This is a genomic window from Methylobacterium sp. yr668, assembly GCF_900116245.1.
Lineage (GTDB): Bacteria > Pseudomonadota > Alphaproteobacteria > Rhizobiales > Beijerinckiaceae > Methylobacterium.
On the sequence record NZ_FOZY01000012.1, the window covers coordinates 52,383 to 74,884 of the forward strand.

Annotated in this window: 23 protein-coding genes; 13 read left to right on the forward strand and 10 right to left on the reverse strand. The window is 72.9% G+C overall.

Annotation, left to right across the window (positions count from 1 at the left end; translation table 11 throughout):
* Window positions 1-25: 25 nt before the first annotated feature.
* The 4 genes from secD to BM419_RS16510 all read left to right on the forward strand — a co-directional run bounded on the left by secD (window position 26) and on the right by BM419_RS16510 (window position 3,984).
* On the forward strand, window positions 26-1,630 hold the full coding sequence (secD, locus tag BM419_RS16495) for a protein translocase subunit SecD (protein ID WP_091927054.1): 1,605 nt from the start codon (window positions 26-28) through the stop codon (window positions 1,628-1,630).
* Window positions 1,631-1,752: 122 nt separating this feature from the next.
* Entirely contained in the window at window positions 1,753-2,694 is a 942-nt protein-coding gene (secF, locus tag BM419_RS16500; protein WP_012319245.1) for a protein translocase subunit SecF, read from the forward strand.
* Window positions 2,695-2,707: 13 nt separating this feature from the next.
* Window positions 2,708-3,106 (forward strand): Mth938-like domain-containing protein, encoded by a 399-nt coding sequence (locus BM419_RS16505; RefSeq protein ID WP_091927055.1) that lies wholly within the window; start codon window positions 2,708-2,710, stop codon window positions 3,104-3,106.
* Window positions 3,106-3,984 (forward strand): phytoene/squalene synthase family protein, encoded by an 879-nt coding sequence (locus BM419_RS16510; RefSeq protein WP_091927056.1) that lies wholly within the window; start codon window positions 3,106-3,108, stop codon window positions 3,982-3,984. Before BM419_RS16505 ends, BM419_RS16510 begins: the two co-directional genes overlap by 1 nt.
* Window positions 3,985-4,088: 104 nt before the next feature.
* On the opposite strand, the gene BM419_RS16515 is transcribed toward BM419_RS16510, so the two are convergent.
* The 5 genes from BM419_RS16515 to BM419_RS16535 form a co-directional block, all read right to left on the reverse strand.
* Entirely contained in the window at window positions 4,089-4,736 is a 648-nt protein-coding gene (locus BM419_RS16515) for a protein-L-isoaspartate O-methyltransferase family protein (RefSeq protein ID WP_091927057.1), read from the reverse strand.
* Window positions 4,733-5,497 carry a 5'/3'-nucleotidase SurE gene (gene surE, locus BM419_RS16520; RefSeq protein ID WP_091681163.1) on the reverse strand — a complete coding sequence of 255 codons (765 nt, stop codon included), beginning with the start codon at window positions 5,495-5,497 and terminating at the stop codon, window positions 4,733-4,735. The genes BM419_RS16515 and surE overlap by 4 nt, the downstream gene beginning before the upstream one ends.
* Window positions 5,497-6,843 (reverse strand): serine--tRNA ligase, encoded by a 1,347-nt coding sequence (serS, locus tag BM419_RS16525; protein WP_091927122.1) that lies wholly within the window; start codon window positions 6,841-6,843, stop codon window positions 5,497-5,499. The genes surE and serS overlap by 1 nt, the downstream gene beginning before the upstream one ends.
* Window positions 6,844-6,943: 100 nt before the next feature.
* Complete coding sequence (locus BM419_RS16530) at window positions 6,944-7,309, reverse strand: YybH family protein (RefSeq protein ID WP_091927058.1); 366 nt, start codon at window positions 7,307-7,309, stop codon at window positions 6,944-6,946.
* A 97-nt stretch (window positions 7,310-7,406) separates the two neighbouring features.
* Window positions 7,407-7,850, reverse strand: coding sequence for an OsmC family protein (locus tag BM419_RS16535; RefSeq protein WP_091927059.1), 444 nt, complete (start codon window positions 7,848-7,850; stop codon window positions 7,407-7,409).
* Window positions 7,851-8,017: 167 nt separating this feature from the next.
* Between BM419_RS16535 and BM419_RS16540 the strand changes: the two genes are divergently transcribed.
* Complete coding sequence (locus BM419_RS16540; protein WP_020094198.1) at window positions 8,018-8,893, forward strand: ATP-binding protein; 876 nt, start codon at window positions 8,018-8,020, stop codon at window positions 8,891-8,893.
* Window positions 8,894-9,050: 157 nt separating this feature from the next.
* Here BM419_RS16540 and dut read toward each other — a convergent pair whose 3' ends face one another.
* On the reverse strand, window positions 9,051-9,521 hold the full coding sequence (dut, locus tag BM419_RS16545; RefSeq protein WP_091927060.1) for a dUTP diphosphatase: 471 nt from the start codon (window positions 9,519-9,521) through the stop codon (window positions 9,051-9,053).
* Window positions 9,518-10,399, reverse strand: coding sequence for an HpcH/HpaI aldolase/citrate lyase family protein (locus BM419_RS16550; protein WP_091927061.1), 882 nt, complete (start codon window positions 10,397-10,399; stop codon window positions 9,518-9,520). Before BM419_RS16550 ends, dut begins: the two co-directional genes overlap by 4 nt.
* A gap of 113 nt (window positions 10,400-10,512) precedes the next feature.
* Between BM419_RS16550 and BM419_RS16555 the strand changes: the two genes are divergently transcribed.
* The 3 genes from BM419_RS16555 (at window position 10,513) to BM419_RS16565 (ending at window position 12,594) form a co-directional block, all read left to right on the forward strand.
* Window positions 10,513-11,256, forward strand: coding sequence for a DUF429 domain-containing protein (locus BM419_RS16555; protein ID WP_091927062.1), 744 nt, complete (start codon window positions 10,513-10,515; stop codon window positions 11,254-11,256).
* Between the two features lie 112 nt (window positions 11,257-11,368).
* Entirely contained in the window at window positions 11,369-11,884 is a 516-nt protein-coding gene (locus tag BM419_RS16560; RefSeq protein WP_020094194.1) for an NUDIX hydrolase, read from the forward strand.
* A 44-nt stretch (window positions 11,885-11,928) separates the two neighbouring features.
* Complete coding sequence (locus BM419_RS16565) at window positions 11,929-12,594, forward strand: carbonic anhydrase (RefSeq protein ID WP_020094193.1); 666 nt, start codon at window positions 11,929-11,931, stop codon at window positions 12,592-12,594.
* A gap of 219 nt (window positions 12,595-12,813) precedes the next feature.
* Here the strand turns inward: BM419_RS16565 and BM419_RS16570 are convergent, their stop codons facing one another.
* Window positions 12,814-13,515, reverse strand: a complete 702-nt coding sequence (locus BM419_RS16570; protein ID WP_020094192.1) for a DUF4142 domain-containing protein — start codon at window positions 13,513-13,515, stop codon at window positions 12,814-12,816.
* 322 nt (window positions 13,516-13,837) lie between these two features.
* Here BM419_RS16570 and BM419_RS16575 point away from each other — a divergent pair, with 322 nt between their 5' ends.
* The 5 genes from BM419_RS16575 (at window position 13,838) to nudC (ending at window position 18,023) form a co-directional block, all read left to right on the forward strand.
* Window positions 13,838-14,986: an acyltransferase family protein gene (locus BM419_RS16575; protein WP_091927123.1), complete on the forward strand. Its 1,149-nt coding sequence runs from the start codon at window positions 13,838-13,840 to the stop codon at window positions 14,984-14,986.
* A 27-nt stretch (window positions 14,987-15,013) separates the two neighbouring features.
* Window positions 15,014-15,877, forward strand: a complete 864-nt coding sequence (locus BM419_RS16580; protein WP_020094190.1) for a universal stress protein — start codon at window positions 15,014-15,016, stop codon at window positions 15,875-15,877.
* A 145-nt stretch (window positions 15,878-16,022) separates the two neighbouring features.
* Window positions 16,023-16,616, forward strand: coding sequence for a hypothetical protein (locus tag BM419_RS16585; protein ID WP_244492333.1), 594 nt, complete (start codon window positions 16,023-16,025; stop codon window positions 16,614-16,616).
* Between the two features lie 77 nt (window positions 16,617-16,693).
* The gene (locus BM419_RS16590) at window positions 16,694-17,113 is read left to right on the forward strand and encodes an HIT domain-containing protein (RefSeq protein ID WP_020094188.1); all 420 of its coding nucleotides are present in this window, start codon (window positions 16,694-16,696) and stop codon (window positions 17,111-17,113) included.
* A 7-nt stretch (window positions 17,114-17,120) separates the two neighbouring features.
* On the forward strand, window positions 17,121-18,023 hold the full coding sequence (nudC, locus tag BM419_RS16595) for an NAD(+) diphosphatase (protein WP_091927063.1): 903 nt from the start codon (window positions 17,121-17,123) through the stop codon (window positions 18,021-18,023).
* 67 nt (window positions 18,024-18,090) lie between these two features.
* Here nudC and cysG read toward each other — a convergent pair whose 3' ends face one another.
* Together cysG and BM419_RS16605 are read right to left on the reverse strand one after the other, a co-directional pair.
* The gene (gene cysG / locus BM419_RS16600; RefSeq protein WP_091927064.1) at window positions 18,091-19,563 is read right to left on the reverse strand and encodes a siroheme synthase CysG; all 1,473 of its coding nucleotides are present in this window, start codon (window positions 19,561-19,563) and stop codon (window positions 18,091-18,093) included.
* A 201-nt stretch (window positions 19,564-19,764) separates the two neighbouring features.
* Entirely contained in the window at window positions 19,765-22,461 is a 2,697-nt protein-coding gene (locus BM419_RS16605; RefSeq protein WP_091927065.1) for a nitrate reductase, read from the reverse strand.
* Window positions 22,462-22,502 lie beyond the last annotated feature (41 nt).

The following is a 22,502-nucleotide window of genomic DNA, read 5'->3' on the forward strand; positions in this document are numbered from 1 at the left end:
GGCCCAAAAGAGAAAAAGACGGCCGATGCTGCGCTTCTCCCGTGCGAAGATCATCGCGACACTGGGCCTGATCCTGGTGGGGCTGATGCTCGCCGTGCCGAGCTTCTTCTCGCCCGAGCAGCGCAAGAGCTTCGTCGCCAGCCTGCCCCCCTGGTTCCCCAGCTGGGTGGTTCCGACGCGCGCGATCGTGCTCGGCCTCGACCTGCAGGGCGGCTCGCAGCTGCTGCTCGAGGTGGACCAGAACGAGCTGATCGCCTCGCAGGCGAAGGCCCTGCGCGACGACGTGCGCCGCGTGCTCCAGCAGGAGAACGTCCGCGCCGACGGCGGCATCGGCCTGCTGCCGCGCGGCGTGCAGGTGAAGATCGACGACTCCGCCGCCCGGGCCAAGGTCCTGCCGAAGCTCCAGGAGCTGTCGCAGCCGATCACCACCTCGATCGGCCAGACGGCGGCCCGCACCCTCGACATCGCCGAGCAGCCGGGCGGGGTGATCCGCTTGACCCTCACCGATGCCGGCATCACCGACCGCACCCGCCGGGCCGTGAGCCAGGGCATCGAGGTCATCCGGCGCCGCCTCGACTCGACCGGAACCACCGAGCCGTCGATCCAGCAGCAGGGCGCGGACCGGATCCTGATCCAGGTGCCCGGCGAGCAGAACCCGGAGCGGCTCGAGAAGCTGCTCGGCTCCACCGCCAAGCTCGAGTTCCGCATGCTCGCCGACAGCCCCTCGGGCGACGTCGACATGCTGCCCTCCAAGGACGAGAAGGGCGCCAAGGTCCCGGTGGAGCGCCGGGTCATGGCCGACGGCGGCGAGCTGACCGACGCGCAGCCGTCCTTCGACCAGCAGTCCCACGAGCCGATGGTGAGCTTCAAGTTCAACCTGCGCGGCGCGCAGCGCTTCGGACAGGCGACCTCGGAGAATATCGGCCGGCGCATGGCGATCGTGCTCGACAACGAGGTCGTGTCGGCCCCGGTGATCCGCTCGGCGATCACCGGCGGCTCGGGCCAGATCACCGGCAACTTCACCGTGCAGCAGGCCAACGATCTGGCGGTCCTGCTGCGCGCCGGCGCGCTGCCCGCGAAGTTCACCGTGGTCGAGCGCCGCGTCGTCGGCCCGGGCCTCGGCCGCGACTCCATCGAGGCCGGCAAGCTCGCGACCCTGGTGGCGGCGGCCCTCGTCGTGACCTTCATGTTCGCGACCTACGGGACCTTCGGCTTCATCGCCAACATCGCCCTCATCGTCCACGTCGGGCTGATCCTCGGCCTGATGTCGGTGCTGGAGGCGACCATGACGCTCCCGGGCATCGCCGGCATCGTGCTCACCATCGGCACCGCGGTGGATTCGAACGTGCTGATCTACGAGCGCATGCGCGAGGAGCAGCGGGCCGGCCGCTCGCTGATCTCGGCGCTGCAGGCGGGCTTCGACCGGGCCTTCGCCACCATCATCGACTCGAACTCGACCATGGCGATCGCCGCCCTGATCCTGTTCTTCCTCGGCTCGGGCCCGGTGAAGGGCTTCGCCGTGGTCTTCATCCTCGGCATCCTCACCACGGTCATCACCGCGGTGACGCTGACCCGGATGATGATCGCGGTGTGGTACAACACGTTCCGGCCGAAGACCCTGCCGTTCTGATTAGTCTGGGAGGCCATCGAGGGAGCGCGGGCGGCGCGACGTGACCCCCCTGTCCCGCACGGGAGAGGGGACCCGCGCCTCGACCGTCCTCCGTCGCGATGTCCGCGAATAGAGTACCGACCATGCGCCTGCTCCGCCTCTGGCCCGATGAATCGCATTTCGACTTCATGCGATTCCGGCGCTTCACCTTCCCGCTCTCGGCGGTGCTGTCGCTCGCGACCGTGGCGCTGTTCCTGACGATCGGGCTGAATTTCGGCATCGATTTCAAGGGCGGCACCCTGGTGGAGCTGCAGGCGAAGTCCGGCACCGCGGACGTGGCGTCGATCCGGCACACGGCCGCGGGCTTCGGCTTCGGCGAGCCGGAGGTGCAGGAACTCGGCAACCAGGGCACCGTGCTGGTCCGCCTGCCGCTCCAGCCCGGCGAGCAGGGCCAGACCGCGGTGATGAACAAGGCGCACGCCGCCTTCGACAAGGATTACGATTTCCGCCGCACCGAGACCGTCGGTCCGCGCGTCTCCGGCGAGCTCGTCCAGTCCGGCACGCTCGGCGTCGTGCTCTCCGTCGTGGCGGTGCTGCTCTACCTCTGGTTCCGGTTCGAGCGGGAGCTGGCGCTCGGCGCCATCGTGGGCACCCTCCACGACATCGTGCTGACCGTCGGCGTCTTCATCATCAGCCGCATCGAGTTCAACATGACCTCGATCGCCGCGATCCTGACGATCGTCGGTTACTCGCTGAACGAGACCGTGGTGGTGTTCGACCGGACCCGCGAGCTCATGCGCCGCTACAAGACCATTCCGACCGTCGACCTGCTCAACCTGTCGATCAACTCGACCATGTCGCGCACGGTGATGACGTCGATCTCGTCGGCGCTGTCGCTGCTGGCGCTGGTGCTGTTCGGCGGCGAGGCGATCAAGGGCTTCGCCGTCGTGATGCTCTGCGGCGTCCTGATCTGCACCTACTCGGCGATCTTCGTCTCGACGCCGGTGTTGATCTATCTGGGCCTGATGCTCTCGGGCGCCCGCGCGGCCTCGGAGCGGTCCGGCGTCCCGCAACCGGCGGAGTAGTCCCTTTTCCCAGATGGCCGATCAGCCAAGTCCGAAGAACTTCGACTCCGGCTTCGTGCCGGGGCGGCACATCATCGACACCTACGGCAACGGCGGCTTCCGCTTCGCCGGGATGTCGCATCGCGGCTCGATCCTGCTGCTGCCCTCCGGGGTCCGTGCCTGGGAGGTGACGGAGCCGCGGGCCATCGACCGCACGGCCCTGCGCCCGGTCCAGGCCGAGGCCGGCGGCATCGAGCTGCTGCTCGTCGGGACCGGCCTCGACATCGCGGCGATCGATCCCGCGCTCCGGGGCTGGCTGAAGGATCTCGGCGTCGGCCTCGACCTGATGCAGACCGGCGCCGCCGCCCGGACCTACAACATCCTGGTGGCCGAGAACCGCAAGGTCGCCGCCGCGCTGATCGCGGTGGCCTGATGCCGGAGGTCGACGGCCAGACCGCCGAGACCGGGCTCGCCTTCGCGCAGTCCCACTGCGAGGGCCTCGTGCGGGCCGGCGACCCGGACCGCTACTACGCGACCCTGTTCGCCCCGGCCGCCGCACGCCCGCACCTCTTCGCCCTCTACGCCTTCTCGTTGACCATCGCGCGGGTGCGCGAGGCCGTCTCGAACCCGATGGCCGGCGAGATCCGCCTGCAATGGTGGCGCGACGCCCTGCAGGGCGAGGCGCGCGGTGACGTGCGCGCCAACCCGGTGGCGGCGGCCCTGGAGGAGGCGATCCGGGTGAACCGCCTCGGCCGCCAGCCCTTCGTCGACCTGATCGACGCCCGCGTCTTCGACCTCTACGAGGATCCGATGCCCCGGGTGAACGACCTAGAGGGCTATTGCGGCGAGACCGCCTCGGCGCTGTTCCGGCTGGCGAGCCTCGTGATCGGCAACGGCACCGAACCGGGCGGCGCGGGCGCGGCCGGGCATGCCGGCGTGGCGTACGGCATCACCGGGCTCCTGCGCGCCCTGCCCTGGCATGCCCGCGCGGGGCAGGTCTACCTGCCGGCCGACATCCTCGGCCGCTACGGCGTGACGCGCGAGGACATCGTGACGGGCCGCGGCGGGCCGGGCCTGCGCCGCGCCTGCGCCGACCTGCGCGACCTCGCCCGGCAGCACCTCAAGGCCTTCGAGGCGGCGCGCCCGACCATCGCGCCCTCGGCGGGCGCCGCCTTCCTGCCCACGGCCCTGGTGGAGCCCTACCTCGCCGCCATGGAGCGGGCCTCCTACGACCCGCTCAACACGCCCGTCGAGCTGCCGCGCTGGCGCCGGCTGTGGCGCCTGTGGTGGGGGGCGCGGCGCGTCGGATAGCGGCGGCGTCTTTGCGAGCGGGGCGAAGCAATCCAGCGGCGCCACGCCTGCGGAGGGCGCGCGGCCACGGGTCGCTTCGCTGCGCTCGCGATGACGGAGGGTTGTCAGAGCACCTGCGCCAGTCCCGGCACCAGGGCTGCCAGGCGCACCGGCGCGCCGAGTTCCGGCAAGGCCTCCGGCGTCGCCAGCACCGCCACCCGGCAGCCGCCGTCGCCGCGCAGGCCCGTCACCAGCCGTCCGCCCGGTTCCAGGGCCGCGCGCCAGTGCGATGGGATCGTCGGGACGCTGCCGTGGACGAGGATCCGGTCGAAGCCGCCGTCCGGCAGGTCCGGAGCCAGGCCGTCCGCCCGGACCACATGCACCTCGGACAGGGCCGCGAGCCGCCGCGTCGCCGCCCCGGCCAGCGATGTGTAGCGCTCCAGGCTGAGCACCGCCCCGGCGCCCAGCTGGGCGAGCAGCGCGGTCACGTAGCCCGAGCCGGTGCCGATCTCCAGGACGCGCTGGCCGGGCTCGAGCCGCAGCTGCGCCAGCATCAGCGCCACCGTCGACGGCGCCGTCATCGAGGCGCCGCACGACAGCGGCAGGGCGATGTCGCGCCGCGCGTGCTCCCGATGCGCCGGCGGCGCGAAGGTGTCCCGCGGGACCTGCTCCATGGCCCGCAGCACCGCGGTATCGCGCAGGCCGCGGCCCCGGAGCGCCATCACGAAGGCCGCGTTGCCGGCAGCCTCCTCCAGGCTGCCCAGATCGATCACTCGGCGAAAGCCTGCGCGAAGCGCGTCAGCGTCGGCTCGTCCGTGAGGTCGAGGCGCAGGGGCGTCACCGAGATCCGCTTCTCGGCGATGGCCTTCAGATCCGAGCCGTGGCCCGGCTCGAACCGGGCCTTGGCGAAGGCCAGCCAGAAGTACGGGTTGCCGCGCCCGTCGACACGCGCGTCGATCGACAGCAGCGCCTGGTTGCGGAAGCCCTGCGCCGCCACCGCGACGCCCTGCACCTCGGCCGGCTCGCAGTCCGGGAAGTTCACGTTGACCAGGATGCCGGGCTCGATCCCGGTCTCCAGGATCTTCCGGACGACCTTCGCGCCGTGCGTCCGGGCGCAGTCCCACTTGAGCGCGCCGCGCCCGCCGGCGCCGTAGGCCTGGCTCATGGCGATGGAGCGGATGCCGAGGATCGTCCCCTCCATGGCGGCCGCGATCGTGCCCGAATAGGTCACGTCCTCGGCGACGTTCTGGCCGCGATTGACCCCCGACAGGACGAGGTCCGGCCCGTGATCGCCCAGGATGTGGCGCACGCCCAGGATCACGCAGTCCGACGGCGTGCCCTTCACGGCGAAGCGCTGCTCCGAGACCTGCCGCAGCCGCAGCGGGTCGTTGAGCGAGAGCGAGTGCGACACGCCGGACTGGTCGCTCTCCGGCGCCACGACCCAGACGTCGTCCGAGAGCTCTTTGGCGATCTCCTCCAGGGTACTGAGCCCCGGCGCGTGGATGCCGTCGTCGTTGGTGACCAGGATGCGCATCAGCGGGTGCCCTCGATCCGGTTGAGCCCGCCCATGTAGGGGTGGAGCACCGACGGGATGGTGATGCTCCCGTCCGGGTTCTGGTAGTTCTCCATCACGGCGATGAGCGCGCGGCCGACCGCGACGCCCGAGCCGTTGAGCGTGTGGACATAGGCCGGCTTGCCGTCCTTGCCCCGGTAGCGGGCGTTCATCCGCCGGGCCTGGAAGTCGCCGCAGACCGAGCAGGACGAGATCTCGCGGTGGGTGCGCTGGCCGGGCACCCAGACCTCGATGTCGTAGGTCTTCTGGCTGGCGAAGCCCATGTCGCCGGTGCAGAGCGTCATCACCCGGTAGGGCAGATCCAGCTTCTTCAGGACCGCCTCGGCGCTGGTCAGCATCCGCTCGTGCTCGTTGGCGGATTCCTCCGGCGTCGTGATCGAGACCAGCTCAACCTTGCTGAACTGGTGCTGGCGCAGCATGCCGCGGGTGTCGCGCCCGGCCGCCCCGGCCTCGGCCCGGAAGCAGGGCGTCAGGGCGGTGAAGCGCAGGGGCAGCTCCTCCTCGCGGAGGATCGCCTCGCGCACGAGGTTCGTCAGCGGCACCTCGGCGGTGGGCACGAGCCAGAAATGCTCGTCGCTGACCGGCGCGGCATCCGCGCCCGCCTGCCCCTGCAGCGACCTGACGTAATCGAGGCCCTTGAAGACCGAGAACTGGTCGTCCTCGAACTTCGGCAGCTGCGCGGTGCCGAACATGGCGGCGTCGCGCACCAGCACCGGCGGCGCCACCTCCAGGTAGCCGTGCTCCTGCGTGTGCAGGTCGAGCATGAACTGGCCGAGCGCCCGCTCCAGCCGCGCGAGCTGGCCCTTCAGCACCACGAAGCGCGAGCCGGACAGCTTGGCCGCCGCCTCGAAATCCATCAGGCCCGCGGCCTCGCCGATCTCGAAATGCTCCTTGCCCTCGGTCAGCCGCTCGCGGGTCGCGGCGTGGCTGCGGTAGAGGACGTTGCCGTGCTCGTCCGCGCCCTCGGGGACATCGGGCTTCGGCCGGTTCGGGATCGCGGCGAGGCGGTCTGCCAGGGTCTTGTCGGCCGCGTCCTGCGCCGCCTTCAGCTGCGGCTCGGCGCCCTTCAGGGCCGCGACCTCGGCCATCAGGGCGGCGGCGCGCTCCTCGTCCTTGGCCTTCTTGGCGCCGCCGATCTCCTTGGCCAGCGCGTTGCGCCGCTCTTGGTTGGCCTGCGCGGCCGAGACCGACGATTTCCGCGCCTCGTCGAGGGCGATCAGCTCGGCCGAGAGCGGCGCGAGGCCCCGGCGCTGGAGGTCGCGGTCGAAGGCGTCCGGGTTCTCCCGGATGGCGCGGATGTCGTGCATCGAGTCGGCTCGGGTCTTCTGCGCGGCGTCGAGCGCGCGGGTCCCGCTTTGCCGCATCGCGTCCGGTGGGACAAGCGCGCGGGAGCGTCCGAGCCGGCCGTCAGCCCTTCGGCGGCGCGAGCTTCAGCTGGTCGATCGCCCAGAGCCACGTGCCGTCCGCCTGCTCGCGGGCGACCTCCACCGAGAACGCGCCGTTGGGCAGCCGCGCGAAGGTCATGGCCAGCGCGCCATTGCGCAGCGGCGGCGGCGTTTCCGGCGCCGGGAAGTCGGATTTGCGCACCAGCAGGTCGGCGTAGAAGGTCCGGATCTCGGCGTGGCCCGTGGCGACGACGCGACCCGCCGCCAGCACCGCGTCGGGCTCGTAGAGGGCGACGAGGCCCTCGACGTCGCCGGCATTGGCGCGCTGATTGAACAGGGCGGCGAGCGCCTCGGGGGCGCGGGCGGGCTCTCGCGTCTGGTCCGTCATGGCGTCTCCTCACTCCGGGCATTGCGGCCATCGCGGCCATCGCGGCCGTTCGGTGCTGCGGCAATGCGCCGGGCGGCCGATCTTTCCCCGACGCGCGTCATTTCAGGCGCATGCCGTGGCGGTCGGCCACCGACACGGCGACCGGAATCCCGGCCTTCACGCTCTCCGAGACGGTGCAGAACCGCTCGAACTGCTCCAGCACTCGGTCGATCCGCGGCATGTCGGCGGCGGCGGCGCCGAGCTGGATGTGGACGCCGATCCCGGTGAGGCGCAGCCGCCCTTCGGCGTTGCGCTCCACCCGGCAGGACGCCTCGGCCGCGACGCCGCGCGCGTCCTGGCGGAACTTGCCCAGGGCGAAGACGAGGCTGGCGCAGAGGCAGTTCGCGACGCCGGAGATCAGGAGCTGCTCGGGAAACGGCCCGGTCCCGCCGCCGATCGGGGGCGCCTCGTCGGTGCGCAGCGCCGGGAGGGCCGCGCTGAAATCGACCGTGAAGACGTAATCCGCGACCTGGGTGATCCGGATCGTCGGTTCCGCTTCCATCGATACTCCCCGGAGGACGTTTCGGCGCGACCGGCCGGGTATACCAACGCTCGATCCCGGTTCGCGTTCGGGAGGACCGCGCCATGCGTCCGGACACGGATGATTTCCCCGGTTCTTCCCCGTAGAACCGGCCGCCCGACCGACCCGCACGCGAACCCCCCGATCCGATGACGAGCCCCGCGACCCTCGACACCCTGATGCCGCTCCTGGAGCGCATCGCCACCGCGCTGGAGCGGACCGCGCCCGCCGTCCCGCCAGCGTTCGACCCGAGCGCTGCCGACGCGTTCCTGTGGGGGCCCGAGCGCCGGCTGACCCCGGTGCCGCAGGTGGCCCGGGTGGAGATGGGGCTGCTCACCGGCATCGACCGGGCGCGCGACACCCTGGTGGAGAACACCGAGCGCTTCGCCCGCGGCCTGCCGGCCAACAACGCCCTGCTGTGGGGCGCCCGCGGCATGGGCAAATCCTCGCTGGTCAAGGCGGCCCACGCCGAGATCAACGCTCGCCGGCCCGCCGGCAGCCTGCCGATGAAGCTCGTCGAGATCCACCGCGAGGACATCGAGGCGCTGCCCGACCTGATGGCCCTGCTGCGGCCGGACCCGCACCGCTGGCTCGTCTACTGCGACGACCTCTCCTTCGACGCCGACGACACCTCGTACAAGTCGCTCAAGACGGCGCTCGACGGCGGCATCGAGGGGCGGCCGGGGAACGTGCTGTTCTACGCCACATCGAACCGCCGCCACCTGCTCGCCCGCGACATGGTGGAGAACGAGCGCTCGACCGCCATCAACCCCGGTGAGGCGGTGGAGGAGAAGGTCTCGCTCTCGGACCGGTTCGGCCTCTGGCTCGGTTTCCACAAGTGCAGCCAGGACGAGTACCTGGCGATGATCCGCGCCTACGCCGACCGCTACGGCCTCGCCGTGGCGCCGGACCAGCTGCGCGCCGAATCCCTGGAATGGGCCACCACCCGCGGCTCGCGCTCGGGCCGGACCGCGTTCCAGTTCATTCAAGACCTGGCCGGGCGGCTCGGCAAGACGCTGGACTGAGGGGCGGCGCCGAGCTCTCGTCGTCATCCGCGCCCTGGCTGATGGCGTCGGCCCCGCCGTCTTTGCGAGCGGAGCGAAGCAATCCAGGCAGCGCCACGCCTGGCAATGTCGCGCTGCCCTGGGTCGCTTCGCTCCGCTCGTGATGACGGAGGGCGCGCTAGCGCCCGCTCGACCCGAACCCGCCCGCGCCCCGCTCCGAGCCGGGGCCGGGCGCGCCCTCCAGCACAGTCAGCGCCGGCCGCGTGATCCGCGTGAAGACGAGCTGCGCGATCCGCTCGCCCGGCTCGATCCGCACGGGCTCGGATGCGTCGCGATTCCAGGCGGAGACCAGCAGCGGACCCTCGTAATCCGCGTCGATCACGCCGGTGCCGTTGCCGAGCACCAGACCGTCCCGGTGTCCGCGGCCCGAGCGCGGGAAGATCAGCCCGCACCAGGCGGGATCGCGGATCAGCACGCTGAACCCCGCCGGGATCAGGACCGCCTTCCCCCGAGGCTGCAGGTCCAGGGGCGCGTCGAGGCAGGCGTGCAGGTCGAGGCCGGCCGCGGCCGACGAACCCCAGCGCGGGAAGCCCCAGCCCGGCAGGCGCGGGTCGAGCAGCCGCAGCCCGACCTCCGGCAGGTCGCTCACGCGGTCATCCGCGCGATCGCCTCGGCCATGGCGAGCGTCCGCCGGGCGGCCTCGACGTGGAGGCGCTCGACCATCTTGCCGTCTACCGCGATGACCCCGCGCTCGCGGTTCTCCGGCGCGTCGAACACGTCCATCAGCCGGCGGGCCTGCGCGATCTCCTCGGCATTCGGCCCGAAGGCGGCGTTGGCCGGGCCGATCTGGCTCGGGTGGATCAGCATCTTGCCGTCGAAGCCGAGGTCGCGGCCCTGCGCGCACTCGGCCTCGAACCCGGTCGCGTCCTTGAGGTCGGTGAACACGCCGTCGATCGCCTCGATCTCGTAGGCCCGGGCGGCGGCCAGGACGTTCATCAGCCAGGGCAGCAGGGCGGCCCGCCCCGGCGGCCGGATCCGCGACGCCTTCAGCAGGTCGTTCGGGCCGATCACCAGGGCGCCGAGCCGGCCGTCCACGTCCCGGGCCGCGCCCGCGATCTCGGCGGCGTTCACCACCGCCATCGGCGTCTCGATCATCGCCCAGACCCGCGTCGCCAGGGGCGCGCCGAGGCGGCGCAGGCGGGAGCCCACGGCGATCAGCGCGTCGGAGGTCCGGACCTTCGGCACCAGGATCGCGTCCGGGGCGGCCGGCGCGAGCGCCACGAGGTCGGCCTCGCCGTCCTCGGTCTCCGGCGGGTTGATGCGGACCACGACCTCGCGCGGGCCGAAGCCCCGCGCGGCGACCGCGGCGGCGACCTGGGCGCGGGCCGCCGCCTTCGCGGCGGGGGCGGTGCCGTCCTCGAGGTCGATCAGGATCACGTCGGCGGGGAGCGACCGCGCCTTCTCCAACGCCCGGGCGTTGGAGCCCGGCATCGCCAGCACGCTGCGACGGGGACGGATCTCGCTCATCACGCTTCTCCCGGGCCGGCGGCGCCCTCGGCGACGCGGATAGCTTTCCGCGCGCATCCCGGCAAGAACGCGGGTCGGAACGGCGGCCGCACGCACCGCGGCGGGGGAATGGCATGGCGCGCTGGATCGCGGGACTGGACGGCTGCCGCGGCGCCTGGGCGGGCGCGCTCCTCGACCTGGACGACCCCGATCGGCACCGCTGCGCCCTGTTCCCCGACGTCGCCGCGCTCCTCGACGCGCCGGAGCGGCCCGGCATCGTCGGGATCGACGTGCCGATCGGGCTGCCCGACCGGATCACCGGCGGCGGCCGCGGCGCCGACCGGGCCGCGCGCGCCCGGCTCGGGCCGGCGCGGGCCTCGGTGTTCCCGATGCCGCCGCGGAGCGCGGTCTACGCCCCCGACTACGCCGCCGCGAAGGCCGCCTCGCGGGCCGCGAGCGACCCGCCCTTCGCACCGTCCATCCAGGGCTACAACATCTTCCGCTACGTCCGCGCGGTCGACACGCTCCTGCGGGAGTGCCCGGAGGCGCGCGCGCGGGTCTACGAGGTGCATCCCGAGGTGGCCTTCCACGCCCTCAACGGCGGCCGGCCACTCGGCCTGCCCAAGAAGGGCAGGCGCGCCCGCGAGGGGCTGGACCTCCGGCGGGCGCTCCTCGCAGCGGCGGGCCTGCCGGACGCGCTGATCGGGTCCCGGGTCAAGGGCGTTCCGGAGGACGACCATCTCGACGCGCTGGCCGCCCTCGTGGTGGCCCGCGACATAAGCCTCGGACAGGCCGTGCCGCTGCCGGATCCGCCCGAGCGCGACGCCTTCGGGCTCCCCGTCGTGATCTGGGCACCGGCGCCAAGCCCGCCGTCCTGAACCGGCGCCCCGCACCTCCGCCGGGCGCGTCGGCGACCGCAACGTGCTGTTTTGCACGCAGGCCCGCGCGCGGCCGGTGTCCGTCCCCGGCGCGCGCTCTAGCTCTGGCTGCATGAGCGCCGCGAACCCCCTGCCCGTCCGACACATCGCCCGCGCGATCGTCCTCGATCCGCGGGACCGGATCCTGCTCATCGCCTACACGTCGGTCCACGCGAGGGGGCCGGACGGGGCGCCGCTCCGGTTCTGGTTCATGCCCGGCGGCGGCCTTGAGCCCGGCGAGGACCACGTCACCGCCTGCCGGCGGGAACTCGAGGAGGAGATCGGCCGGGGCGACGCCGCGATCGGCCCGCAGGTCGCGGCCTGCGACGGCCCGTTCCACCTGTTCCGTCAGGCACGGGACGCCCGGGAGCGCTACTTCCTCGTCCGCCTGCCCGACGACCGGGTCGACACGAGCCGGCTCGCCGAGACCGAGGACAACCCGCTGATCGGGACGCGCTGGTGGCCGCTCGACGAGTTGCGCGCTAGCGGTGAGCACGTCGAGCCGGCCGGTCTCGCGGATCTGGCGTCGGACCTCGCGCGCGGGACTATTCCGGCCCAGCCGCGCGTTCTTGCTTGGCGAGGACTTTGATTTCACTCCCGCTGTCGCGGATTTGTCTAACTGGAGACGACTTTATGTTCCCCGTCTACCTGACCGAAGGCTACCGGTCCTTCCTCCTCGACCGCTTCCCGACCGAGCGTCGGCGCTTCGCGCAGCTCGCCTCGACGCAGAATCCGGAGATCCTGGTCATCAGCTGCTGCGACAGCCGGGTCTCGCCCAGCGCGATCTTCAATGCCGGCCCGGGCGAGCTGTTCACGATCCGCAACGTCGCCAACCTCGTGCCGGTCTACCAGCCGGACGGCCAGTATCACGGCACCTCGGCGGCCCTGGAATTCGCCGTCCAGGCCCTGGAGGTGAAGCACATCGTCGTCCTCGGGCATGCCACCTGCGGCGGCATCAAGGCCTGGGCCAACAAGGCGAAGCCGCTCTCGCCCGGCGACTTCATCGGCAAGTGGGTCTCGCTCGTGGGTCAGGCCGAGGACAAGGCCGGCGATCCCGCCGCGCCGAACTACCTGACCAAGCTGGAACATGCCGTGGTCGTCCAGAGCATGGAGAACCTGCTGACCTTCCCGTTCGTGAAGGAGCGGGTCGACGACGGCCGCCTCGAAATCCACGGCGCGCATTTCGGCGTGGCCAGCGGCTCCCTGCTGGTGCGCGATCCGCAGTCCGGCGAGTTCAAGCCGCCGATCGACACGACCGGCCAGTCGGTCCGTTCCGTCGCCGCCATCGCGTGCGAGTGAGCGAACGGCGCGGGCGCTGAGATCCGGGACCGGTCGGCCGGTCCCGGATCCGATGATGCTGGGACGCGCCGGCACGGCGCGTCCGCGAAGGTCGTTCGCCGCGGTCGGCCGGCGATCATCCTGGCTCGAACAGCCATCGACATGAGAAAGGCGGCGGGCTCGCGCCCGCCGCCTTCTCGTTCGGCCCGGCCGAGGCCGTGCCGCCGAAGTCCGTGCCGCTTACATGGCGCCCGGGAGACGCTCGGCCTGCTGCAGGTGCATCTGCAGGGCCGGCAGGGCCTGCTGGGCGTAGTTGCGCAGGGCCGGGTTCGGGCCGCCCTGAGCGTAGGCCTGGGTCATCGCGATGGTCATCTGATGGGCCTGGATCTGCTGCGACGCGTACAGGCGGTCGAAGCGCGCGCCGGCCGGGGCGGCCGAGAGCTGGGCCAGCATCGCCTGCTGCTCCGGGTTCGGCGGGACGATCGTCGAGGCGCCGGTCGCCATCACGTCGCCGCGGCCGATCTGGCCACCCGCCGCGGCGCCGCGCGCCGCGCCGGCACCCGCGCCCTCGAGGCCGCCGACCGGGCCGCCCGCCAGGGTGCCGCCGACCACGCCGGTCGCCGCGCCGACGCCGGCGCCCACGGCGCTGCCCGCCACCGCGATCGGGGCGGTGACCAGGCCACCGAGGCCCGGATCGCCGGCGACGCCGTTCATCTGGCCGCCGGCCAGGGCGACGTTGGCGGCGCGGTGGTCACGGAGCACCTCCTGGGCGTAGGAGCGGATGCGCGGGTTGCGCGACTTGGACAGGGCGATCTGCGAGGACTGGATCTCGAAGGCGTTCGCCTGCATCGACTGCATGCGGAAGTCGTTGGCGCTCTGGGCCATGGCCGGGGTCGACAGCGCCAGGACGAGCGCGGACGCGGCAGCGTAGTTCTTCAGCATCGGGACCTCTGTTCGAGATGGGCACGCGAACCGCGGAAGGACGCCGCATGTGCAGCACGGACGCCTCGGCATACGACGTCGCAGGCAACTCGGAGCCGGCGGGTTCGCGAATTGGTCCGTCAACGAGGCTATCGGCTTATGGTTCCTGCCGTTTTCGCATCGGACAATACGGTTCCCGAGCGGATCTAATCCGGCGCGCGTGCCCTCTCGGTGGATCCCGCAGGATGCCGATCGCGCTCGTCCGGGACGGTGGCCTCGGCGGGTGGGTCCTTCCGGCCGCACCTCCGGGCAGGGCTCGAAGCGCGACGCGCGCGGGCAGCCCGTGATCGTCGTCGCCGTCCAGATCCTCCGCGCCGCCGCCGCCCTCATGGTGGCATGGCACCACGCGCGGCACGAGGCGGGCCTCCTCGCTGACCGGGGCGCCGGCCCGGCGCTCGATCCCGCGACGCTGCTGCCCTGGTGGGGCGGGGTCGACCTGTTCTTCGTGATCTCCGGCTTCGTCATCGTCCATGCCGGCGGCCGGCTCGCGGGCCGGTCGGGCGGCCGCGCCCGCTTCCTCGCCCACCGGGTCGCCCGGGTGGTGCCCCTCTACTGGCTGGTGAGCCTGCTCTACCTCGTCCTGGCGCTCGCGCGGCCGGACCTCCTGGGCGAGGCCGCCGCGCTGGTGCGCGACCCGGTCGCCCTCGCGGCGAGCTTCCTGTTCTGGCCGGCGGCCCGCCCCGACGGCACCGTCCAGCCGCTCTACGGCCTCGGCTGGACCCTGAACTACGAGGCGGCCTTCTACGCACTCTTCGCCGCGGGTCTCGGCTTCGGGCGGCGCGGCGCCGTCGCGTGGCTGTGCGGGAGCTTGGCCGTCCTCGTGGCGGTCGGCGCCCTCGTGCCGGGCCTGCCGGTGCCGCTGCGCTTCTGGTCGGATCCGATCGTACTCGAATTCGCCGCCGGCGCCGGTCTCGCCCTCGCCTGGGGCGCGGGGTTCCGGCCGGCCCTCCCCCTGCGGGTCGGGCTCGCGGTGCTGGGCGTGCTGGGGCTGATCCTGGCCGCGCGGGTGCTCGCGGGTCTCGGCGAGGCCGACGGGTTCCTGCGCCCGCTCCTCGTCGGCGGGCCGGCCGTCCTGCTGGTGGCGGCCGCCCTCGGGCCGCCCCGCGACGCGGCCGCGGTCGCGCGGCTGCCGTCCACCGTGCGCGGGCTCGTCGCGCTCGGCGACGCGTCCTACGCCCTCTACCTCCTGCACCCGTTCGCGCTGCGCCTCGTGCGCGAGGCGCTGCTCCGGCTCGGCCTTGCCCCCGCCCTGCATCCCTGGGCCGGCATGGCGCTGATGCTCGCGGGCAGCGCCGCGGCCGCGCTCGCGGTCCACCGCCTCGTCGAGCGGCCCCTGACCCGGGCCCTCCGGAGGCGGCTCGATCCGGGCGCGCCGCAAAACCGTGTGCGCGCCGTGCCGGCCCCGGTTCCACCGCGCGGCCGGGAGGATTAGCCTCGCCTGCCCGAGGAGAAGGCCAGCATGAAGACCCTGCTCGTTCCCGTCGCGATGCACGACGCCCTGCCCTCCGTCTTCGAGACGACCCGGCTGGCGGCCACGCGCTTCGGCAGTCTGATCGAGGGCGTGTCCCTGCGCCCGGCGCTGGCCGAGTACGTGCCGGTCGACATGGTCGGCGGCATGACGTGGCTGCGCGACGAGGAGGCCGACCGGGCCGAGGCCGAGGAGGCGGGCGGCCGCTTCGTGGCCTTCATGGACGGCGCCGGCATCCCGCGGCACGCCCGCGACGGGCTCTGCATACCGGACCGGGTGCCGGATGCCGGACCGCGCTACCGCTGGCGACAGGACGTCCCCACCGGCGACGCGTTCCTCGGGCAGTACGCGCGGCTGTTCTCGGCAACGGTGGTCGGGCGTCCCGGCACCACCGACAACGCCCCGCGCATGACCACGTTCGAGACGGCCCTGTTCGAGAGCGGCCGCCCGATCCTGCTGGCGCCGCCTACGGCACCGGCCAGCCTCGGTGACGCCGTGGTCATCGCCTGGAACGGGTCGACCGAGACCGCCCGGGCGGTGGCTTTCGCGATGCCGTTCCTGCGGCGGGCCGAGCGGGTGCTCGTGCTCAGCGTCGAGGGCGGCATGGTGCCGGGCCCGACCGCGCAGGACCTCGCCCAGGCCCTGGCCTGCGAGGGTGTGGACGCGTCGCACCGGGCCCTGCCGGCCGGCCGGCGCGTGCCCGGCGAGACCTTTCTGGCGGAGGCGAAGGCGTTCGGCTGCGATCTTCTCATCAAGGGCGCCTACACCCAGAGCCGCCTGCGCCAGATGATCTTCGGCGGCGTCACCAGCCACGTTCTCGCCCACGCCGACATGCCGGTGCTGATGGCGCATTGAGCGCTCCGCGAGCCCGGCCGACGGATTGTGGCACCGCACGTCCTTCGGCGCCGGGAACCCTGCCCGGTCCCCGGCGTTCGGGTCCCGCAGCCGGACGGCACGCCCATTGTCCACACGCTCGGAAAGGAGCCCCGTGAAGAGCCCCGTGAGACGTCTCTTCCTCGCCGGCCTTCTGGCGATCGCGACCATCCCCGCCGCCCGCGCTGAGCCGGCGACCGTCCGGTTCCGCGGCACCGTGGTCCAGGCCGATTCGGAGCGCGTGGAGATCCGCCGCACCAGCGGCAGCACCCTGGCCGTGCGGATGGGCCCCCGGACCCGCATCTACGCGGTGAACGGCGCCAGCCTGCGGGCGATCAAGCCGGAGAGCTACGTCAGCGTCCTCGGTGCGTCCGATTCCGAGCCGCGGCAGGCGACCGCCGTGACCCTGTACTCTCCGTCCGAGCGCGGGTTCGAGGCCGGCAGCCAGCCCTGGGACACCGCGCAGGGCGCGCGCCTCACCGCCGGCTGGGTGGCCGACGTGCAGCGGGGCGCGCCGATGCGTCTGACCCTCGCCTATAACGGCGGCCAATCGTCCTTCGCGATCCCCGACGACACGCCGGTGACGCAGTTCTCGCCTGGTGAGAAGGCGATGCTCCAGCGGGGCGCCGCCGTGACGATCTTCGCGCGCCCGGACGAGGACGGCGGGCTGATGGCGGGGACGATCGCGGTGGGCCGCCAGGGCGTCGTGCCGGGTCTCTGAGCCGATCGGGCCGCTGCGTCACCGACTGCGCAGCAAACCCGCGCGCCGACGCGGAAGCTGCGCTACACCGGTCGGCGATGACCGAGCCCGCCTTCACCCTCGACCCGCGCCTGTCGGCTGACACCGCCGAAGTGGGCGACCTCGCCCTGTGCCGCGTGCTGCTGATGGACGATGCCCGGTTCCCGTGGCTGATCCTAGTGCCGCGCCGCCCGAACCTCACCGAGATCACCGACCTCTCCGAGACCGATGCCGCGGCGCTCTGGAAGGAGATCCGCCTCACCACGGGGGTGATGCAGGCCCTGTCCAAGCCCGACAAGGTGAATGTCGGCGCCCTGGGCAACGTAGTGTCGCAGCTCCACGTCCACGTGGTCGGCCGCTTCCGGTCGGATCCCGCCTGGCCGGGGCCGGTCTGGGGGTTCGAGACCCGCAAGCCCTACCCGCCCCACGCCCGCGCCCAGCTCCTCGAGCGCGCCGGCGCCCTCTTCTCCGCGGCCTGACCCTCGCATGACCGATCCCCGCGATACCCTCGGCTTCGTCCGAAACCGCCTCGACCGGCACTCGGCCGAGCAGCCCGAGGAGGCGGTGCCCGCCTTCGACACGCCCGAAGCCCGCCTCGTGCTGATCTGCGGCGACCGGATCGTGCTGCGCGGGGAGACCGCACTGATCGCGGTCGCGGAGGCGGCGGACCTCGCCGGCGAGATGCGCATCTTCCTCGGGCACCGGGACGGGCAGCCCGTCTTCGCCGCCGCCGCGCCGGCCGAGGCCGCGGAGCGCTTCTCCGAGGGGCCGACCCGTACCCTCGACCTGAGGTCGATCGCCACCGACTCCGCCGTGGAGGCCGAGGAGCTCGGCCTGCTCGCCGTGGCCAAGTCCATGCTCGACTGGCACGCCCGCCACGGCTTCTGCGCCAATTGCGGCACCGCCACCGTCTCGAAGGCCGGCGGCTTCCGCCGGGAATGCCCGAGTTGCAATGCCCACCATTTCCCCCGGGTCGACCCGGTGGTGATCATGCTGGTGCGCCGGGGCGACACCTGCCTGCTCGGCCGGGGTCCGCATTTCCGCCCGCACATGTATTCCTGCCTCGCGGGCTTCCTGGAACCCGGCGAGACGATCGAGGACGCGGTGCGCCGCGAGGTGTTCGAGGAGACGCAGATCCGCGTCGGCGCCGTCACCTACCGGACGTCGCAGCCCTGGCCGTTCCCGTCGTCGCTGATGATGGGCTGCGCCGCCGAGGCGCTCGACGAGGTTATCGTGACCGATCCCAGCGAGCTGGAGGATGCGCGCTGGTTCAACCGGGCCGACGTCGCGGCTATGCTGGCGGGAACGCATCCCGAGGGGATCCTGGCGCCGCCGCCCATGGCGATCGCCAACTACCTGATGCGCGCCTTCGTGGCCGGCGAGACCTGATCCGGATCAGCCGGACGCGCCGGAGCCGCTGACCTGCAGCTCCCCCGCCGCGCCCGCGCCATCGGCCTCAGACCGCCACGCGGGCCTGCTCCGCCTGGGCCGGGAGCGCGCCCCGCATCTCCGAGAAGGCCTCTCCCACCATCAGCAGCGCCGGACCGTCGAGGCCCGCCGCCTCGACCCGGTCGGCGAGGTCGGCGGCCGTGCCGCGCAGGGCCTGCTGGTTCGGGCGGGTGGCGTTGAACACCAGCAGCGCCGGCGTCGTGGGCGCCAGCCCCTCCTCCACGGCGCGCGCCAGCAATGCCCGCAGGGTCCGCTTCGGCATGTAGACGACCGTGGTGACGCTCGGATCGGCGAGAGCGCCCCAGTTCAGGTCGTCCGGCAGCGCCCCGCGGCGGTCGTGGCCGGTGACGAACTGGAGCCGGCGCGCGGCGTCGCGATGGGTCAGGGACAGGCCGAGGGACGCCGCCGCACCCTGCGCGGCCGAGACGCCCGGCACCACGGTCACCGGGATGCCGGCGGCCCGGCAGGCCTCGATCTCCTCGCCGGCCCGGCCGAAGACCAGCGGGTCGCCGGATTTCAGCCGCACCACCTGCTTGCCGGAGCGGGCGAGCTGCACCATCAGCGCGTTGATGTCGTCCTGGCGGCAGGACGGGCCGTGGCCGGTCTTGCCCACCAGCATGGTGCGGGCCTCGCGGCGGGCGTAGTCCAGGATCTCGGGCGCGACGAGGTCGTCGTAGAGGATGACGTCGGCGTTGCGCAGCGCCCGCAGCGCCTTGAGCGTGAGCAGCTCCGCGTCGCCGGGGCCGGCCCCGACCAGCGTCACGGCGCCGCCCTTCGGGGCGGTCTCGGTCTCGCCGAGCAGCTCGGCGAGATCCCGGTCCGACGGCGCCCGGTCGGGCTCCGCGAAGGCCCGGTCGGTGAAGCGCTCCCAGAAGAACCGCCGGTCGGCGAAGCCGTGGAAGCGGGCCGTGACGCCGTCGCGCCAGTCGCGGGCGGCCGCGACCCAGCGACTGAACCCGCGGGGCAGCATCGCCTCAATCCGGGCGCGCACGGTCTGCCCGAAGACCGGGGCCGCGCCCTCGGTCGAGATGCCGACCACGAGCGGCGAGCGGTTGACGATGGCGCCGAACTTCACGTCGCAGAGGTGTGGCCGGTCCACCGCGTTGACGATGGCGCCGGCGCCGCGGGCGGCCGCCACGAAGGCGACGCACTCGGCCTCGTCCTCCATCGCGCCGATGCAGAAGGCCGCGCCCCAGAGATCGTCCGGGCTCCAGGGGCGTTCGTGCAGGACCACCTGCCCGTCGACGATCTCGCCCGGCACGGCGCGCAGCTCCTCGCCGGGCTCGGGCGCGTAGACGTCGACATGGGCGCCGGCGGCGGCCAGCACCTTCACCTTCCAGGGGGCGCCGCCGGACGAGCCGGCGAGCACCACCCGCTTGCCGCGCAGGGGGACGAAGACGGGCAGCACCGCCAGCGGCTCCAGGCCGGAAGCCTTGGTCTCGCGGGGCGCGCGGGCTGCGCGCAGGGGGGTCTCGGTCACGGGCCTGTCCTGAATCGTCCTGATCCGGCCGGTCCCGACTGCCCCCTCATCCTCGGGTACCGCAGCGGAAGCCTCGAAGGAGGCTCCAGTCGGCCGCGATCCCTGGAGCTCTTCTTCGAGGACCGCCGACGCGGGCACCTCAGGATGAGGTGATCTGACAGGAGAAGCCGATCCATCCTCGCCGGCGAGTGTATCAGAAAATCACGCGGCGCATGCGGTCTGCCCGGCCAGCATCTTGCGGATCTCCGGTATGCACGAGCCGCAATTCGTCCCGGCCTTGCAGGCGGCGCCCACCGCCTCCGCGGAGCCGGCGCCTCCGGCAATGGTCGCGGCGATAATGTCCGCGCCGACGCCGTGACAGGCGCAGACCACCGGACCCGCCGAGGCGGTCGCCGCGCGGCCCGAGAGCAGCGCCCGCCGCTCGGCGGCGTCGGGCGCCTCGGCGGTGAACAGGACCTTGGCGGCCTCCCAGTCCGGCCGCTCGGCGGCGGGGGCGTAGGCGAGGCAGGCGACGAGGCGGTCGCCGTCGTAGACCGCGCAGCGGTAGCGATCGCGGGCGTGGTCGGCGTATTCCGCCAGCTCGCCGCCCGGCAGCGCTTCGCTCTGGATCAGCCCGCGCACCATCAGCGCCACGGCGCGGGAGCTGTCGGCGGTGGCGAACTGCGCGCCCCAGCCGCCGGTGATCGCGGCGCGCGCCCACCACCAGCCCTCGGGCAGCGCCACCTGTCGGCGCGTCAGCAGGAAGCCGCGGGCGCGGTAGCCGACGGACTCGATCGCCGCGGGGGTCGCCTTGAGCTCGGGCTGACCCGAGACCGGGTCGGTCATGCCCCGCACCAGCGCGCCGACCCGGGCCCGCGACGCGAAGGCGCCGCCCCAGTGCATCGGCATGAACAGGCTGCCCGGCACCACCGTGTCGGTGACCGTCACCTCCAGCTCGGCCGCGCCGTGCGCGGTCGTGAGCCGGGCGATGTCGCCCTCCGCGAGGCCGTGGACCGCCGCGTCGTCCGGATGGACCTCGACGAACGGCACGGCCCGGTGCGCGGAGAGCCGCTGGCTCTTCCCGGTGCGCGTCATCGTGTGCCAGTGGTCGCGGACCCGGCCGGTGTTGAGCATGAGCGGGAACGCCGCCGAGGCCGCGAGCGCGAGGGCCGGCGGCTGCACCGCGACGAAGCGGGCGCGCCGGTCGAAGGTGTAGAACCGGCCGTCGCCGAACAGCCTCGCCTTCCCCTGCGGGGCGCCCCGGAAGCCGGAGCGCTTCGGGATCGGCCACTGCACCGGCAGGGCCGCCTCGTAGGCGGCGTCGCCGATGTCCGCGAGCGCGCCGAGGTCGAAATCGCGGGTGCCGTTGTTCTCGTAGGCCGAGAGCCCGGCATGCTCGCGGAAGATCGCGGCGGCGGAATCGAACGCGAAGGCCCGCCCGTGGCCGAGGCGGCGCCCGACATCCGCCAGCGCCGCCCAGTCCGGCCTGGCCTCGCCGGGGCTCGCGAGGAAGCGGCGCTGGCGCGAGATCCGGCGCTCTGAATTGGTGACCGTGCCGTCCTTCTCGCCCCAGGCCTGGGCGGGGAGAAGCACGGTGGTCTTGGCCTGCCCCCGCGCGGTGTCGGAATCCGCCACCGCCTCGGACACCACGTAGAGGTCGAGGCCGGCGAGCGAGTCCCGGATCGCGTCGGCCCGCGGCATCGAGACCAGCGGGTTGGTGCCCATCACCCACAGCGCCTTGATCTTGCCCCGGCCGATCGCCTCGAACAGCGCCACCGCCTTCATGCCCTCGCCGGTGATGATCCGCGGGGCGCCCCAGTAGCGGCGCACCCGGTCCACCTCCTCGGGGGTGAAGTGCATGTGGGCGGCCAGCATGTTGGCGAGCCCCCCGACCTCGCGCCCGCCCATGGCGTTCGGCTGGCCGGTCAGCGAGAACGGCCCCATCCCGGTCTCGCCGATCCGGCCGGTGACGAGGTGACAGTTGATGATGCTGTTGCCCTTGTCGGTCCCCTGCGCCGACTGGTTCACCCCCTGCGAGAAGGCCGTGACCACCCGGCGGGTGCCGGCGAACAGGGCGTAGAAGGCCGCGATGTCGGCCTCGGTCACGCCGGTGACGGCGGCGACAGCCGCGAGGTCCGGCGCGATCTGGCGGGCGCGGTCGAGGGCGCCGTCCAGGCCGGCCGTGTGGGAATCGATGAAGGCGCGGTCGCGGAAACCGTTGTCCGACAGGTAGACCAGCAGGCCCGAGAACAGGGCGGTGTCGGTGCCCGGCCGGATGCCGAGGAACAGGTCGCATTCCTGCGCGGTCTGGGTCCGGCGCGGGTCGATGACCACGAACTTGGTGCCGCGGCGCTCCTTGGCGTCGGCCATGCGGCGGAACAGGACCGGGTGGCACCACGCGGTGTTGGAGCCGACCAGCACGATCAGGTCGGCCTCGTCGAGATCCTCGTAGCAGCCCGGGACCGTGTCGGAGCCGAAGGCCCGGCGGTGGGCCGCGACCGCGCTCGACATGCAGAGCCGCGAGTTGGTGTCCACGTGCGGCGTGCCGATGAAGCCCTTCGCGAGCTTGTTGGCGACGTAGTAATCCTCGGTGAGGAGCTGGCCCGAGAGGTAGAAGGCGATCGCGTCCGGCCCGTGCTCGTCCGCCACCGCGCGGAGTCTGCCCGCGACCGTGTCGAGCGCGGCATCCCACGAGACCTGGGCGCCGTCGACCTGCGGGTGGAGCAGGCGGTTCTCGAGCGACAGGGTCTCGCCCAGCGCCGAGCCCTTCGAGCACAGGCGGCCGAAATTGGCCGGGTGCTCGGAATCGCCCGCGATGGTGGCGCCGCCCTGCCCGTCCGGGGTCGCGAGCACGCCGCACCCGACCCCGCAATAGGGGCAGGTGGTCCGCACCGTCGGCGCCGCCACTGGCTGGGTCATGGCTCAATCCTCGCAGGGTCGTCCTGGGCGGGAGCAAGCTT